The sequence below is a fragment of the Photobacterium sp. GB-36 genome (assembly GCF_003026135.1).
GTDB lineage: Bacteria > Pseudomonadota > Gammaproteobacteria > Enterobacterales > Vibrionaceae > Photobacterium.
On sequence record NZ_PYNY01000001.1, the window covers coordinates 352,111 to 369,044 of the forward strand.

At 37.9% G+C, this 16,934-nt stretch carries 16 protein-coding genes; 12 read left to right on the forward strand and 4 right to left on the reverse strand.

Going from position 1 to position 16,934, the window contains the following annotated elements:
- From C9J46_RS01515 to yciA, 8 genes are all read left to right on the forward strand, one after another.
- The gene (locus C9J46_RS01515; RefSeq protein WP_107290436.1) at window positions 1-609 is read left to right on the forward strand and encodes an aminodeoxychorismate/anthranilate synthase component II; all 609 of its coding nucleotides are present in this window, start codon (window positions 1-3) and stop codon (window positions 607-609) included.
- Window positions 610-633: 24 nt separating this feature from the next.
- Window positions 634-1,644 carry an anthranilate phosphoribosyltransferase gene (gene trpD, locus C9J46_RS01520; RefSeq protein ID WP_107205669.1) on the forward strand — a complete coding sequence of 337 codons (1,011 nt, stop codon included), beginning with the start codon at window positions 634-636 and terminating at the stop codon, window positions 1,642-1,644.
- A gap of 2 nt (window positions 1,645-1,646) precedes the next feature.
- On the forward strand, window positions 1,647-3,047 hold the full coding sequence (trpCF, locus tag C9J46_RS01525) for a bifunctional indole-3-glycerol-phosphate synthase TrpC/phosphoribosylanthranilate isomerase TrpF (RefSeq protein WP_107290437.1): 1,401 nt from the start codon (window positions 1,647-1,649) through the stop codon (window positions 3,045-3,047).
- Between the two features lie 2 nt (window positions 3,048-3,049).
- The gene (trpB, locus tag C9J46_RS01530) at window positions 3,050-4,240 is read left to right on the forward strand and encodes a tryptophan synthase subunit beta (RefSeq protein ID WP_107245502.1); all 1,191 of its coding nucleotides are present in this window, start codon (window positions 3,050-3,052) and stop codon (window positions 4,238-4,240) included.
- Window positions 4,240-5,043, forward strand: coding sequence for a tryptophan synthase subunit alpha (gene trpA, locus C9J46_RS01535; protein WP_107205666.1), 804 nt, complete (start codon window positions 4,240-4,242; stop codon window positions 5,041-5,043). The genes trpB and trpA overlap by 1 nt, the downstream gene beginning before the upstream one ends.
- Before the next feature lie 821 nt (window positions 5,044-5,864).
- Window positions 5,865-7,073 (forward strand): dicarboxylate/amino acid:cation symporter, encoded by a 1,209-nt coding sequence (locus C9J46_RS01540; protein ID WP_199190622.1) that lies wholly within the window; start codon window positions 5,865-5,867, stop codon window positions 7,071-7,073.
- A 129-nt stretch (window positions 7,074-7,202) separates the two neighbouring features.
- On the forward strand, window positions 7,203-7,742 hold the full coding sequence (locus C9J46_RS01545; protein ID WP_107259469.1) for a septation protein A: 540 nt from the start codon (window positions 7,203-7,205) through the stop codon (window positions 7,740-7,742).
- A gap of 11 nt (window positions 7,743-7,753) precedes the next feature.
- Complete coding sequence (yciA, locus tag C9J46_RS01550) at window positions 7,754-8,155, forward strand: acyl-CoA thioester hydrolase YciA (protein ID WP_107290438.1); 402 nt, start codon at window positions 7,754-7,756, stop codon at window positions 8,153-8,155.
- 39 nt (window positions 8,156-8,194) lie between these two features.
- Here the strand turns inward: yciA and C9J46_RS01555 are convergent, their stop codons facing one another.
- From C9J46_RS01555 to C9J46_RS01565, 3 genes are read right to left on the reverse strand one after another with little or no spacing between them, the layout of a single operon-like run.
- Window positions 8,195-8,827 carry a bifunctional 4-hydroxy-2-oxoglutarate aldolase/2-dehydro-3-deoxy-phosphogluconate aldolase gene (locus C9J46_RS01555; RefSeq protein WP_107290439.1) on the reverse strand — a complete coding sequence of 211 codons (633 nt, stop codon included), beginning with the start codon at window positions 8,825-8,827 and terminating at the stop codon, window positions 8,195-8,197.
- An 8-nt stretch (window positions 8,828-8,835) separates the two neighbouring features.
- Window positions 8,836-9,768 carry a sugar kinase gene (locus C9J46_RS01560; protein WP_107290440.1) on the reverse strand — a complete coding sequence of 311 codons (933 nt, stop codon included), beginning with the start codon at window positions 9,766-9,768 and terminating at the stop codon, window positions 8,836-8,838.
- 15 nt (window positions 9,769-9,783) lie between these two features.
- Window positions 9,784-10,791 carry a zinc-binding alcohol dehydrogenase family protein gene (locus C9J46_RS01565; RefSeq protein WP_045082637.1) on the reverse strand — a complete coding sequence of 336 codons (1,008 nt, stop codon included), beginning with the start codon at window positions 10,789-10,791 and terminating at the stop codon, window positions 9,784-9,786.
- 136 nt (window positions 10,792-10,927) lie between these two features.
- Between C9J46_RS01565 and C9J46_RS01570 the strand changes: the two genes are divergently transcribed.
- Window positions 10,928-11,830, forward strand: a complete 903-nt coding sequence (locus C9J46_RS01570; RefSeq protein WP_107290441.1) for a GntR family transcriptional regulator — start codon at window positions 10,928-10,930, stop codon at window positions 11,828-11,830.
- A 31-nt stretch (window positions 11,831-11,861) separates the two neighbouring features.
- On the opposite strand, the gene C9J46_RS01575 is transcribed toward C9J46_RS01570, so the two are convergent.
- A complete protein-coding gene (locus C9J46_RS01575) occupies window positions 11,862-13,349 on the reverse strand; it encodes a UxaA family hydrolase (RefSeq protein WP_107290442.1) in 1,488 nt (495 codons plus the stop codon).
- 254 nt (window positions 13,350-13,603) lie between these two features.
- Here C9J46_RS01575 and C9J46_RS01580 point away from each other — a divergent pair, with 254 nt between their 5' ends.
- From C9J46_RS01580 to C9J46_RS01590, 3 genes are read left to right on the forward strand one after another with little or no spacing between them, the layout of a single operon-like run.
- Window positions 13,604-15,043: a tagaturonate reductase gene (locus C9J46_RS01580; protein WP_107290443.1), complete on the forward strand. Its 1,440-nt coding sequence runs from the start codon at window positions 13,604-13,606 to the stop codon at window positions 15,041-15,043.
- 14 nt (window positions 15,044-15,057) lie between these two features.
- Window positions 15,058-16,044 carry an aldo/keto reductase gene (locus tag C9J46_RS01585; protein ID WP_107290444.1) on the forward strand — a complete coding sequence of 329 codons (987 nt, stop codon included), beginning with the start codon at window positions 15,058-15,060 and terminating at the stop codon, window positions 16,042-16,044.
- A gap of 14 nt (window positions 16,045-16,058) precedes the next feature.
- Entirely contained in the window at window positions 16,059-16,892 is an 834-nt protein-coding gene (locus tag C9J46_RS01590; protein WP_107290445.1) for an amidohydrolase, read from the forward strand.
- Window positions 16,893-16,934 lie beyond the last annotated feature (42 nt).

Sequence of the window (16,934 nt, forward strand, 5' to 3'; positions counted from 1 at the left end):
ATGACAAACGCAACCCCAGCCCATATTGTGCTACTCGACAACTTTGATTCGTTTACTTACAACCTTGTTGATCAGTTTCGCTCTCTCGGTCATCCAGTCACCATTTACCGTAATAACTTAACGGCAGAGCAAGTAGAAAAGTCACTTAGTGCTAAAAGCAATCCCGTTTTAGTGTTATCCCCCGGTCCTGGTGTGCCAGCTGATGCGGGATGTATGCCCGAACTGATCCAACGCGTGAAAGGTAAAGTACCAATGATTGGTATTTGCCTAGGACAACAAGCGATTGTTGAAGCTTACGGCGGTAAAGTTTCAGGCGCAGGTGAAATTGTCCATGGTAAAGCTGCAATGATGAGCCACAACCAACATGCAGTGTTTGGCAATTTACCGAATCCTCTCTCTATTGCACGTTACCATTCTTTAGTCGCAACAGAAGTGCCTGATAGCCTAGAGACTATCGCCGATGTTAATGGCTTAGTCATGGCTGTACTGAACGAAGAAGATAAGGTATGTGGCTTTCAATTCCATCCGGAGTCAATCCTAACGACACAAGGGGCGGAGCTTTTAACACAGACCTTAAATTGGGTAACAACCTCGAACGGAAAAGAATAATTCAAAGCATTAAGGACGATGATTATGGATAACAAAATTTACGATATTGCCAATAAACTCTACGATCAAAAATCTCTGAGCCAACAAGAGAGTCACACCCTATTTGATGCCATTATCAAGGGTGAGGTCGATCCCATCATTCTTTCGGCCGTTTTAACCTCGTTGAAAATTAAAGGTGAAACCCCCCAAGAAATTGCTGGAGCCGCAAGTGCTTTAGTCGCTAATGCCAACGCCTTCCCAAGCCCAGATTATGACTTTGCCGATATCGTAGGAACAGGTGGTGATGGTGCCAATACCATCAATATTTCAACCACTGCGGCATTTGTAGCTGCAGCGTGTGGTATTAAAGTGGCGAAACACGGTAACCGTGGCGTTTCAAGCAAATCTGGCTCTTCAGATCTGCTTGATAAATTTGGTATCAACCTTGCGATGACACCAGAAAACGCGCGTGGCGCATTAGATGAACTTGGCGTGTGTTTCCTATTTGCGCCTGAATATCACGGTGGTGTACGCCACGCTATGCCTGTACGTCAAACATTAAAGACTCGCACCATCTTCAATGTACTTGGGCCTTTAATTAACCCAGCAAAACCTAACATTGAACTTATGGGTGTTTACGACAATAGCCTCGTTCGTCCGATTGCAGAAACCATGGCTACCATGGGCATGAAGCGTGCGGCTGTGGTTCACGGTAGTGGTTTAGATGAAGTGGCAATTCATGGTGAAACCCATGTTGCGGAAATCATTAATGGCGAAATCACCGAATACACTCTCACTCCTGCTGATTTCGGTTTGGATACCTACCCGTTAGAGGCGATTAAAGGCGGCGAACCTGAAGAGAACCGCGCCATTATCACTAACATTTTAACCGGTAAAGGTACACCTGCCCAAGTTGGTGCAGTAGCAGTCAACGTAGCCCTGCTATTACGTTTATTCGGTCAAGAAGATCTTAAACAAAATACGCAACAAGCTATTGAAGTCATGCAATCAGGCAAAGCTTTTGAATTAGTAGAAAAATTGGCAGCACGAGGATAATCATGGAAACAGTATTAGCAAAAATTGTTGCTGACAAAAAAATTTGGGTAGAAGCACGTAAAGCATCACAGCCACTTGATTCATTTATTCATGATCTCGTCCCAAGTGATCGCGACTTCTACCAAGCGTTATCATCCAATACTGATAATGGTGTAGAGCGCCCTGCATTCATTCTTGAATGTAAAAAAGCCTCACCATCAAAAGGCTTGATCCGAGACGATTTTAATCTTGATTACATTGCGAGCGTGTACAACAACTACGCTAGTGCGATTTCAGTTCTAACCGATGAAAAATACTTCCAAGGTAACTTTGAGTTTCTCCCTCAAGTCCGTGGTCAAGTACGCCAGCCCGTACTATGTAAAGACTTCATGGTTGATACCTATCAAGTCTATTTAGCTCGTCACTATCAAGCTGATGCTATTTTGCTTATGTTGTCAGTCCTAAATGACGAGGAATACCAAACCCTTGCTGCTGTTGCCAATCAATTAAATCTTGGCATTTTGACCGAAGTGAGTAACGAAGAAGAGCTTGAACGTGCGATTAACTTAAAAGCGAAAGTTGTCGGTATTAACAACCGTAATTTACGCGATTTAAGTATTGATTTAGACCGCACTAAACAGCTTGCACCAAAATTATCATCAGACACGATTGTGATTTCAGAGTCTGGCATTTACAGCAATCAAGAAATTCGCCAGTTATCTCAATATGCCAATGGCTTTTTAATTGGCAGCTCGTTAATGGCAGAAGATAACCTCGATCTTGCGGTACGCCGTGTGTTACTTGGTGATAACAAGGTCTGCGGATTAACCGAAGCGAAAGACGCCACCATCGCTTACCAAAATGGTGCCGTTTACGGTGGTTTAATTTTTGTTTCTAACTCCCCTCGCTGTGTTGATATCGAGCAAGCACGCCATGTGATGACAGGCGCCCCACTCGATTATGTTGGTGTATTCCAAAATGCAGAGCTTGAAACAATTGTCGATACGGCAAAACAACTTGCACTCAGTGTTGTGCAGCTACATGGCACAGAAACGCAGCAATACATTAATGAGCTAAAAGCACAACTTCCTGCTCAATGTAAAATTTGGAAAGCGCACGGGGTATCAGATGCTTTACCTGATTTATCAGCATACCAAGTTGATAAACACCTTGTTGATAGTAAAGTAGGTAATCAAAGTGGTGGTACAGGGACAAGCTTCGACTGGTCGTTGATCCAAAGCGGCGATCGCAAAGGTATATTATTGGCTGGTGGCTTAAATGCAGACAACGCACAACAAGCGGCAGCATTAGGATTTGATGGCCTTGATTTAAATTCTGGTGTGGAAAGTGCGCCAGGCAAAAAAGACTCGAATAAATTGAGTGCGGCATTCGCGGCAATCAAAAATATTAAGGACGATAAATAATTATGAGTAAATTAGATGCCTTTTTTGGCGAATTTGGTGGTCAGTATGTACCACAAATTTTAGTGCCTGCATTAGACCAATTGGAAGATGCGTTTATTGAAGCGCAGCAAGATCCGAGTTTTCAACAAGAATTTATTACACTACTTAAAGAATACGCTGGTCGTCCAACCGCCCTAACGCTATGTCAGAACTTGACGAAAGGGACGAAAACAAAGCTATACCTGAAACGTGAAGATTTATTACACGGTGGTGCGCACAAAACAAACCAAGTTTTAGGTCAAGCATTACTCGCTAAGCGCATGGGTAAAAATGAGATCATAGCGGAAACTGGTGCCGGTCAACACGGTGTTGCAACTGCGCTTGCTTGTGCACTACTCGGTCTTAAATGTCGTGTTTACATGGGTGCTAAAGATGTTGAACGTCAAAGCCCTAACGTATTTCGCATGAAGTTGATGGGCGCAGAAGTTATTCCTGTCCACTCAGGCTCTGCAACCTTAAAAGATGCTTGTAATGAAGCAATGCGTGATTGGTCTGCCAGTTATGACAAAGCACACTACTTGCTAGGCACAGCGGCGGGTCCTCACCCATTCCCAACGATTGTACGAGAATTCCAGCATATTATTGGTGAAGAAACTAAAGCCCAGATCGTAGAGAAAGAAGGTCGCCTACCTGATGCAGTTATTGCTTGTGTCGGTGGCGGTTCCAACGCAATTGGTATGTTTTCAGATTTCATTGAAGAAACAGATGTGAAACTGATTGGTGTAGAGCCTGCCGGTAAAGGTTTAGATACCGATATGCATGGTGCACCTCTTAAACACGGTACATTAGGTATTTTCTTTGGTATGAAAGCACCACTGATGCAAGATAAACACGGTCAAGTTGAAGAGTCTTACTCTGTATCAGCAGGTCTTGATTTCCCATCTGTCGGTCCACAACATGCTCACTTAAATGCAACAGGTCGTGCTGAATACGGCTCAGTGACTGATGATGAAGCACTAGATGCATTCCAATTGCTCGCACGTAAAGAAGGGATCATTCCTGCGCTTGAGTCTGCTCATGCATTAGCTTATGCCATGAAACTTATTCATGCAGAACCAGAAAAAGAACAATTGCTAGTAGTTAACTTATCAGGTCGTGGTGACAAGGATATCTTTACTGTTCACGATATTTTGCAGGAAAAAGGAGCATTATAATGGATCGTTATCAACAATTATTCAGCACATTAGCTGAGCGCAATGAAGGCGCTTTTGTGCCTTTTGTTACCATTGGCGATCCGACTCCAGAGCAATCAATGAAGATCATTGATACATTGGTTGAATCTGGCGCTGATGCTTTAGAATTAGGTATTCCATTTTCAGATCCTCTCGCTGATGGCCCTACAATCCAAGGCGCAACCATCCGCGCATTAGAATCAGGCACCACACCAACCTTGTGTTTTGAGTTACTAACACAAATTCGTCAAAAATACCCTGACGTGCCAGTCGGGTTATTGATGTACGCCAACCTTGTGTTTGCCGCTGGCATCGATAACTTTTATCAGCAATGTGCAAAAGCTGGAGTTGATTCAGTATTAATTGCAGATGTTCCCGTTAATGCATCACAAGAGTTTCGTGATGCGGCAAATAAATACGGTGTTCACCCTATTTTTATTGCGCCACCTAATGCTGATGATGCAACACTACAAGCGGTCTCTGAACTCGGTGGTGGTTACACTTACTTGTTATCACGCGCAGGTGTAACGGGTGCTGAAACTAAAGCAGGAATGCCAATAGATCACTTGTTATCTAGCCTTAAAGCACATAACGCGCCGCCAGCTATTTTAGGATTTGGTATTTCTTCGCCAGAGCAAGTTAAAGAGGCGATCACTGCAGGTGCTGCAGGCGCAATCTCAGGCTCAGCAGTCGTGAAAATTATCGAGCAAAATCTTGAAAACAACACTGTAATGTTAGAAAAATTATCTGCATTCATTTCATCAATGAAAGCAGCAAGTAAATAACGCATTCTAACGAATGTAATAAGCCCATACATTTCAGCTTACTGATGCTGTTTATGTATGGGCTTTTTTATATAGCTATCGTTAACGAAAAAGAGTGCTTTAAATCTATCACCAATAATAAAGACAGTAACGTTGAAGACATACTTGATGACAATATAAGAGAATTCTCAATACCGTTAATAGCGCGTTATTGACGACTTATACACAACTCACACTAAGCTTAAAAACAAAAGCAAGGAAAAGAAAAAAGTTAACGACAAGGCAAATGTTGAACAACAAACGAATGCGATTAAAGAAACTTGTAATCGTGTAGTACAAGAAAACAAGGCATATCAATGTGTAAGAAATTGATGTCACATGAGACACTTTATTTAAATAACACACGCTTGGTAAATGATTAATAATTGTTATCGTATTGAAAACGATAATAACCAATAACAGAAATGCTTGTCCCAAACAGAGTATCAGACCCATTTTTCCATAGTGTTGAATAAACGCCTTGATTGATAAGTATTTCATTGATGCCTCCAGATTAAGAAATAAGAAACACTATAAAGAAAGGGTTCATTTTAACTTAACCATGCAATAAAAAGCCATCAAACGATAAGCAATTACTCTAATATATGCATATTGCTACCACTCTTTTTCAACGATCAACAGAAAACCTCAATCCTCGTGATTGCGAACAATGATCATTGCATGTAAAGACACACCCAATACACATTCGCGTAACGATTAAAACCAAATAAACACAACTATGCTTACTACACTTTTGCATCAATACTTTAGAGGTCGATACTGTGCAAAATAATGGAAGTTTAATGAAAAATATTGGCGTACAAGTTGTTATTGCCATGTTCGTTGGCGCATTTGTTGGCGCGATGATGGGGCATTCGGCTTCAATGTTTGCGCCGTTGGGCAGTATTTTTATCCACCTAATCAAAATGTTAGTTATTCCATTGGTCGCTGTTGCTATCATTTCAGGTGCCGCAGGATTAGGTAACAGTCAATCTGCTGGTAAAGTAGGCATAACCACTCTGCTCTTTTTTATATTTACCTCCGCTATCGCAGTCATACTTGCTTTGGGAATGGGGCATATTTTCAAACCCGGTATCGGGATTGATCTTAATGCGGTGTCAGGTCTCTTTGCTAAAACCTATGCCGACAAAGGCGAGCTGCCAACGTTTTGGAATACCGTATTAGGGATGATCCCGACTAACGTATTCCAGTCTTTAACCGAAGCTAATATTTTACAGATCTTAGTGTTTTGTCTATTTTTTGGTATCGCTGTTTCTAAACTAGAAAAAGAGCGACGAGAACCTTTAATCAACGGTATTAATGCCATCGTTGATGCTATGGTATGGATGATTAACGTTGTGATGAAAATAGCACCGCTGGGCGTATTTGGTTTAATGGCAGATGCGGTCGGCACCTTTGGTTTTGATGCATTGATGGTGGTCTTTAAACTGTTTATTGTTTATGTTGCCGCCATTGCTATCTTCGGTTTTGTGTTCTATCCCCTGCTAGTAAAAATATTGAGTAAAACCTCTGCACTCAGATTTTTATCCGCCATGAAAAAGCCACAGATTGTAGCCCTTTCAACCGCTTCTTCTATGGCAACATTACCGGTTAACATGGAAACGTGTGAACAAGAATTAAAGGTCAGTAACGCTACCGCATCATTCGTTCTGCCATTAGGGGCGACAATTAATATGAGTGGTAATGCCATTTACTATGGTTTAGTTGCAACTTTCTTTGCTCAAATATTCCAAGTTGATTTAACCATAGGCGCCTATGTCGCCATCATTTTGACATCCACTTTAGGCGCAGTTGGACAAGCAGGTGTCCCTGGCCCATCTTTCCTTGTGGTTGCCGTTTTGCTTTCAGCTGGCATCCCCATTGAAGGTCTACCACTGTTATTTGCACTTGATCGGATCTTTGACATGATAAGAACAGCACTTAATATCACTGGTGATGCTGCTTGTGCGGTGATTGTTGATAGGCTTATCGATCAAGAACCTACTAAGTAATAAAGCACTACTATCCTTTTCTTAGCAACGCCCATCTAACAAAAATAGGCGTCGCTTTTTCTTCGCTCTTTTTCATTCACCATACTAAAAGGGTATACTCTTATTAATTATTAGAAATGAGTTGTTGTAATGAAACAATTATTAGATTTTATCCCCCTTATCATTTTCTTTATTTTATTCAAAACGAGTGGCATTTTTATCGCCACAGGCGCTTTAATTGCAGCAACAGCGGTTCAGGTAGCGTTGACTTGGTTTATCTATAAAAAAGTCGAAAAAATGCAACTGGTTACTTTCGTATTGGTGGCTATTTTTGGTGGCTTGACCATTTTCCTCCATGACGAAAACTTCATAAAGTGGAAAGTCACCATCATATACGCCATTTTTGCTCTAGCATTACTTATCAGTCAATTTATGGGTAAACCACTGATCAAAAGTATGCTTGGGAAAGAAATTACCTTACCTGAATCAATTTGGTTACGTATTAACCTTGCTTGGAGTGTGTTTTTTGTTGTCTGCGCTATAGTAAACATCTATATTGCATTCAATTTCCCGCTAGATATATGGGTAGACTTTAAGGTATTTGGGCTATTAGCATTAACGCTGCTCTTTACCTTCCTCACCGGTGGCTACATTTATCGCCACTTACCGAAAAGTGACAATAACCAGTAAAGTTGTAAATCATGAACACTAAAAATAATATCCCTCGCGGACAGCTTCTGCTTCGCACGCTTGCCATGCCAGCCGACACCAACGCCAATGGTGATATATTTGGTGGTTGGATCATGTCCCAATTGGACCTAGCAGGCGCAATCCTTGCTAAAGAAATTTCTGGTGGGCGTGTTGTGACTGTCTCTGTTGATAAAATAGAGTTTAAAGCCCCTGTAAGTGTTGGTGACGTGGTTTGTTGTTACGGTGAGTGTAAACGCATTGGTAATACATCTATGAGCGTAGGTCTTGAAGTTTGGGTAAAACCTGTCGATGTTGAGGCTGTCGGTGATCGATACCGTGTATGCGAAGCAACATTTAATTATGTTGCTATTAACAGTGAAGGTCGCCCTCGCCCAATTAAAAAAAACTCGTAATAAGCAAAGTCAGGTTCAATGAACCTGACTTTTTCATTGTTAAACAACTGTTTTACGAAGTTGTTCTACAACAGTCTTTACTAAAACAGCTATATCTTCCCACTGCTCATTTTCAATCAAAGCATTAGGAACCATCCAAGTTCCACCACAAGCAAGTACCGAAGGTAATGTGAGATAATGATTTATATTAGCTTCATTAACGCCACCAGTGGGCATGAAGTTAACTGGATACACTGCGCTTAGCGATTTTAGCATCGCAACACCACCAGATGGCTCCGCAGGAAAGAACTTCAGTGTCTCAATTCCCATCTCCAAAGCTTGTTCCACCAAGCTTGGGTTATTAACACCAGGAATGATTTCAACCTTGCGTTGTTGACTGTATTTAACAATATTTGGATTGAATCCAGGGCTAACGATAAAATCTACGCCAGCTTCAATCGCATCATCGACATGTTTTGTTGTTAAAACTGTTCCCGCTCCCAATAACATATCTGGATATGCCCTACGCATATTAATAATTGCTTCTTTTGCGGCGGGTGTTCGAAAGGTAACCTCAGCACATGGGAGGCCATTATCTACCAGAACTTTTGCAAGCTTTGCTGCATTACTTGCATTTTCCATTGCAATAACAGGCACAACTTTCATCGTTTTTAGTTTTTCAAGTAAATTCATATTTGTTCCTAATTATTAAGTTGTGGCATTACATCTAACGGAATGATGGCACCGGGATATTGAATAACAGTACCTGCGAGTAGGTGCCCCATTGCAGCAGCTTTTAGTGCATCACATTCTATAAATCGACTTGCCATATAACCCGCACTAAACGAGTCACCAGCTGCCGTTGTATCAATGATATTTGAGATATGTCTAGCAGGTACCTCATGAAGGTGGTCATCTTTAACAACAAAACAAGCGTGACTGCCTCGCTTTATAACGATCTCATCAATCCCCATTGATTGCGCTCGTTCTACTGATTGTGATTCGCTTGCATCACCAAACAATGCTTGCTCATCATCGAAAGTTAAAAAAGCAAGATCTGTCATCTTTAGTATACAGCGATAAGCAGACTGAGCTTCCTCTCTCGAAGACCACAGATTTGCTCGATAGTTGTTATCAAAAGCAATCTTAGTTCCTTGTCGATGGCATTGATGTAAAACATCAAACAAAATTTCAAGCGCTTGTTTCGGCAATATTGCTAAGCTGATACCACTTAAATAAATCCACTGGCTTTGACTGAGCTTACTGACTAAATCTGGCACACTGACATCTAGTAACCAATATCGCGCGGCAGAATCACTTCGCCAATAATGGAAACTACGCTCGCCATCAGAATCAGTATCAATTACATATAAACCAGCATTTTTAGTTGCTGAGGTATGTACTAAATCAGTGTTAATGTTTTCAGTTTGCCAAGCTTTCACCATTTTCTGACTAAAAATATCTTCACCAATACCAGTAACATAATTAATACTGATATTTTTTCCATTAACTAAACGAGCGAGATACAAGGCTGTATTTAAAGTATCGCCACCAAAGTTAGGTTTATATAACTCCCCCGACTTTTGTAGCTCAACCATACATTCTCCAATAACGCTAATGGTGATATCTGCCATTATCATTACCTCGAATTACTCTGACATTAAAATAACAGCTTTCAATAATTGCTTGTTATCAATAACTTGCTCTTGATAAATTTCAGCCAACTCAGAAAACATAAAACTGTGAGTCAACATCATTTCTGCTGAGATGTCTTTACTCGCCATTAAACGAGCCACTTTTTCAAAATCTTCAAGTGTCGCGTTACGACTTCCCATTAATGTGGTCTCTTTTTTATGGAAGTCTGGATCACTAATTTCTAGGTTACCTTTATGCAAACCAACATACACAATCGTGCCACCATTACGAATCAGGTTTACAGCGTTATTCATCGCATTAGCATTACCAGTAGCATCAATGACAGTCAGTGCCAGAGCCCCTGAAAAACACTCTCTAACCGCCTCTTCATCAGGTGTAATAGCTTTTACGCCGACAACCTTTTCAATGTGCTTACGACGTTCTTCAGAAGTATCAGCGACGATAACATTTGCACCATCACTTTTGGCAATAGCTGCAGCCCCAAGTCCAATTGGCCCAGCCCCAACCACAAGGATATCTTGACCTTTTTGCACATTTGCACGTCTGACAGCATGGGCACTGATAGCAAATGGTTCTATGAGGGCTGCTGTGGATGGTTCAACATCAGAGACTGAAAGTAATTGTGATGCTGGGACATTTAAATACTCACAAAAACCACCATTTTCATGAACGCCGATAACCGAAATATTTTCACAACAATTAGGACGACCACTTTGGCATGATGGACAAACTTGGCATGATACATATGGAATTAAGGCAACACGGTCACCTTGCTTCCATTGTGTTACATTTTCACCTACTTCAGTAATTTCACCACAAACTTCGTGACCTAAAACTCTAGGATATGTAAAAAAAGGCTGATTCCCTGTATAAGCATGAATATCTGTACCACAAATACCGACTGCTAACACACGCAAGGTAACGGTATTTAACCCCGGCTTTTGAATATTAGTTTCTTCATATTTAAAGGTATAAGGTTTTTCAACAACTAAAGTTTTCATAACAGGTGCTCCTCATTAAATTGAGAACATTATCGACCTTTACACTTCACATATTTTTAAAATAAATAATTAGTGTGACTGTAATCCTTTTTTTTAGTCGTTAAATGGTTTTTTATATATAGCAGGAGGATAAAGCATGTCACGAAGTAAAAATTTGCGAAAGCTCATAGCTAATCAAATAATAGATGATTTAAGTCAGGGAAATATAGAGTCCCCATTACCATCACAAACAATTCTTGCAGAACTTTATAGTGTAAGTAGAACGACAATTAGAAATATAATAAATGAATTTATAGACAAAAAATTACTTATAGAAACTAACAATGGCATTGTTTTATCAAGAAAACCGGATAGTAATGATAAATATAAGAAAGTAAAAAAAACAAGAATAAAACAACCCAAAGAGCTTGTTGAAAAATATCTTAATTATGCTGTTAATAGTAAAAAAATACAGCCAGGTGACCTCTTCACCGAAAGAGAACTTGCCTCTGAAATTGGAATAAGTGTCAAAGAAGTTCATGAGCAATTAATTATCCTTTCTCGATTTAAGATACTAAAACTTCAAGAGCATGGGCTATGGGAAATGACTCCAATTGATGTTAATTATGTAAACAAACTATATGATTTAAGATTGTTAATTGAGAACCATTCAATAAAAAGTTTCATGCAACTTCCTAAAAATGATATTCGCTGGACACAAGCAAAGTACTTATTAGAGCAACATAAAAACTTTGATAAAAAAATAATAAATGACTATAGAGAGTTTTCAAATATAGATAGAGAATTTCATAAACTTATTCTATCTGCCAGTGATAATGTTTTTATGGATGAATATTTTGAGACTATATCCATGATATTTCATTTGCAGTATCAATGGGATGACCACGATTTAAGAAATAGAAATCAAATAGCCATTTCGGAACATATATCGATATTGTGTAAAATGTTATCTGGTAATTACTTAGAAGCAAAAGATGAATTAGAACTTCACTTAAAGACAGCTAAAAAGTCTTTTGAGAATAATCTAATTGAACAATAAAAAAGCAGCACCATTTGGTGCTGCTCGTTATTTAAAGTGTTACACCTGATTTAAAAATAGCAATTTCACGCATATTATTTTTTTCATTACAGGTCAATTCACCATTAGCAACAGCGACAATACGATCAACAAATTCTTCTAACAAATCTTTCATAGAAGTACCAGTCAAAAGTTTGCCAGCATTAAAGTCAATCCAATTTTTCTTCTTCTCGGCTAATGTATTATTCGAAGACACTTTTATTGTAGGTACAACCCCACCATAAGGTGTCCCTCTACCAGTTGTAAATAACACAATATGACACCCACTCGCGCATAAAGCTGTTGTTGCAATAGGATCATTGCCTGGTGCATTTAATAACAATAAACCGTTTTTCTTTATTTTTTCGCCGTAACTTAAAACATCAATAACACTCGATGAACCTGATTTTTGAGTACAACCCAGTGACTTATCTTCTAGTGTTGAGATCCCACCCTTTTTATTACCAGGAGATGGGTTTTCATAGATTGGCTGATTATGATCGATAAAGTACTGTTTAAAATCATTCACCATATTCACCGCTTTATCAAACGTCTTCTTATCGTTACATCGTTCGAATAAAAGATGCTCAGCGCCAAACATTTCAGGTACTTCAGTCAAAACAGATGTACCACCATAGTTAATGATGTAATCAGAAAACTTACCGAGTAATGGATTCGCCGTCAAACCAGAAAAACCATCTGAACCACCACATTCTAAACCAATTTTTAACTTGCCGATTGGCAACCTCTGTCTTTTATCAGCTCTAACTAATTGATAAATAGTCTCTAATTTTTTAACACCGTTTTCTATCTCATCTTCTACATCTTGAGAGTTCATAAACATGACTCTGTTTTCATCATAATCATTTAAACTTTCTTTGAATGCGGAAATTTGATTATTTTCACAGCCTAACCCAACCACTAAACACCCGCCAGCATTTGGATGTTTAACGAGATCACCTAAAATCAGTTTAGTATTTTCATGATCACCACCAAGTTGAGAGCAACCAAATTGATGCTTGAAAACAAAAACACCATCAATATCATCTAGTGTATGTCTCTTTTTAAATTCATTAACAATCTGCTCTGAAATACCGTTTACACAACCAACCGTTGGTATTACCCATATTTCATTTCTTATTGCGACATCACCATTATTTCTTTGATAAACATTAATTTCTCTTTCAGAAAGAGAAACACGTTCTTTCTCTATTTTAGGTGTGTATGTATAATCAATCGTATCAGATAAATTCGTTTTTATATTGTGGGTGTGAACTAAAAAACCTTGCTTTATATCTTCAATAGCATGACCTATTGAAAATCCATATTTTATAATTAATTCACTATTTTTAATATCAGTTAAAGCAATTTTATTACCTTTATCAATAGGCTCTTTTACTTCTATAGTATTATTTCCAATAGTAAATAATTCACCATATTTAAAATTCTTTAATGCAATAACAACATTGTCTTTATCACTAATTTTGTAGACTGTATTCACTGTAATGGCCTCTTATTAAAGCCCCCACCTGACAATCATATCTTATTTATGCTTCTTATATAGATCAATACTTATTGTAATTATCATCGATATTACTTTGATCCTTACATTAAATACCGATAAAAAACCAAAAATAATGAACACTAACACATTAAATAACCACACAGATAAAAAGTCATTTTTTCATGGGTATATTCATCACATAGTTTACCTCGCCTGACAGCTAATAATAATTTAAAGATAAGAGTAAATTTATGATATTAAATAATGCGTCATACCCACGAAAAAACTACCCGACAAAAGCAATACAATTTGGTGAAGGTAATTTTTTAAGAGCGTTTATTGACTGGCAATTTGATTTACTTAATGAGCATACCGATTTTAATACCGGCATTACAATAATAAGACCAATTAATAGCCTGCATACAAAATTAGACAATCAAGATGGATTATATACAACTCTAATTAGAGGGCTTAATGAAAAAGGAGAAAAGGAATCAACAGCAAGAGTAATACAATCAGTTAATAAAGAAGTACTGGCTTATCAAGAGTTTGACCAGTATCTACTAGAAGCAGAAAACCCAGATTTAGAATGGGTTATTTCAAATACAACAGAAGCTGGTATCAAATTTAATGATACTGATAAACTTCATGACCAACCAGCTTCAACTTTTCCAGGTAAACTTACACAATTTCTTCTTCATCGTTTTACTACATTTAATGGTGATATCAATAAAGGGCTTATATTTCTTCCTTGCGAACTCATTGACTATAACGGAGAAGAGTTAAAAAAGTGCATTGAACAATATATCTACCTATGGGATTTAGGGCATCAATTCCAAAAATGGATCAATGAGGCAAATACATTTTGCTCTACCCTTGTTGATAGAATTGTAACAGGCTACCCTAAAGATGAAATACAACAAATAGAATCAGCTTTAGGATATCAAGATAATTTTCTCGTTACAGCAGAGCATTTTTATTTATTTGTTATTCAAGGGCCAGATTGGCTCAAAGATAAATTAAAGCTAAATCAATATCCACTGAACATTAACGTTGTTGACGATATAAAAAGCTATAAAGAGCGAAAAGTTGCTATTTTAAATGGTGCACACACCTCAATGGTTCCTGTCGCGTACTTATCAGGATTCGATACTGTTAGAGAATCTATTGAAGATGAATATATTCAATCATTTGTTGATAATCTTATTCGCCATGAAGTCATACCAATGATTAAAATGCCGCAAGAAGAACTACTTGATTTCTATAGCTCAGTGATTAGCCGCTTCAAAAATCCATACATCCAACATAACTTATTGAGTATTTCTTTGAACTCATTTGCCAAATTTAAGGCTCGAGTTCTACCACAGTTGCTCTCATATAGTAAAACTTATCATCAAGCGCCTGCATACATTTCCTTTTCATTAGCTGCACTTATTTGTTTCTATCAAGGAACTCGTGAAAATGAAACCTATGAACTAAATGATGATTTAAAAATACTTAATAATTTCAAAGAGTGGCAACCTCTTTTTGAATCCAATAATCAACAATTAACAATGAATGTTCTTGGTATGACTGAACACTGGGGAGAAGATTTAAACAGTGTACCAAAGCTTACAGAAACCGTTTCATCCCATATAAGCAATATTAAGCAACATGGTATTAAAAAAGCTATGAACCAATTAATCGCATAATTTAAGGATAGATGATGGAAACAAAAAAATTGGGCAAAACAAATTTAGATTTAACTAAAATTGGTTTTGGAGCTAGTGGTTTTGGCAATTTATATCGTGAAATATCAACTCGCCAATCGTGCGCTGCTTTAGATAAAATTTGGGATGTTGGCTGTCGTTATTTCGACGTTGCTCCTCACTATGGAGCGGGCCTTGCAGAGCGTCGTCTCGGGTTAAGCCTTCATAAATATAATCGCGACGATTATATCCTATCAACAAAAGTTGGTCGTATTTTACACCCTCGCCATGAGCAAGGAGTGCAAATGCCAAATGATTTCCCTAATGAAGCGCCATTTAACCGTCATTATGATTACTCCTACAGTGGCGTGATGCGCTCATTTGAAGATAGTTGCCAGCGTTTAGGTACAAATCGAATTGATATTTTATTAATGCACGATATCGGTAGTTATACGCATGGTGATCAGCATAATAAACAATTCAAGATTGCAATGGATGGCGGTTATAAGGCTATGGATGAGTTACGTAGCCAAGGATTAGTAACAGCAATTGGGATTGGTTGTAATGAACATGACGTTCTAAAAGAAGCAATGCCGCATACTGATTTTGATTGTTTCATGCTCGCAGGTCGCTACACATTATTAAACCAAACCGCAGATGATGGTTTTCTCGATGAATGTGCCAAAAAGAATATTTCAATTATTCTTGCCGGCGTATTTAACTCAGGTATTTTAGCATCAGGTCCTAAGACTGGCTCTTACTATGATTATGCACCAGCATCTGATGAAATCATTGCAAAAGTACAACGGATCTATCAAGTATGTGAAAAACATAATGTCGACCCAATTGCCGCAGCTATCCAATTTCCGTTTAGACATAAAGCAATTACAAGTGTGATGCTTAACGCCATGAAAGAGCATCATTTAGAGTCAAATTTAAAAGGTATTACTGCCACTATTCCTCACGAATTTTGGAACGAAATTGATACCTTAACTCACTTGTAATAAGGAAATTATCCATGAAAATAATTGATGCTCACCAACATTATTGGCACTACAACCAAAGTGAGTATGATTGGATTGATGATTCCATGAAAGTTTTGCAACAAGATTTTCTTCCAAGTCATTATAAAGAAGAAATGAAAGACAATAATATTCATGGCAGTGTTGTTGTTCAAGCTAGACAATCGGATCAGGAAACAAAATGGTTATTAGATTTAGCAGATCATAATGAACATATTTTAGGTATTGTTGGCTGGATTGATTTAAAATCAAAGAATCTCGAGCATCAATTAAAAGAATATAAAACGTCTACTAAATTAAAAGGTTTTCGTCATGTTATACATGATGAACTAGACATAGACTTTATGCTCGACCTGCAATTTATTAATGGTTTACGTTTATTAAATGAATATAATTACACTTATGACCTATTAATAAAAAGTGAACACTTAGAAAACACAATAAGATTAATAGAACAATTACCTAAGATGAAATTGGTTATTGATCATATTGCCAAACCAAATATAAAGAAAAAAGAATGGGATACATGGGCTATTCATCTAAAGAAAATTGCAAATGATTACCCACATGTCTACTGTAAAATATCAGGCTTTGTTACCGAAGCCGACTGGTATAACTGGAAAGAAGAAGAACTCATAGAATATATAAAGTATGTGATTGATATATTTGGCCCAAGTCGTGTTATGTTTGGCACAGATTGGCCTGTATGCCAAGTTGCATCAAAAGTAAATAAAATCATAGGGTTATGTGAAAAAGCTATTTATGAAAACAATCATAACATCCAATGCAAATTATTTAATGAAAATGCGTCATTATTCTATAGTTTATAATTAACAAAAATAAAGGTTATTTAATTAACCTTTATTTTTAAA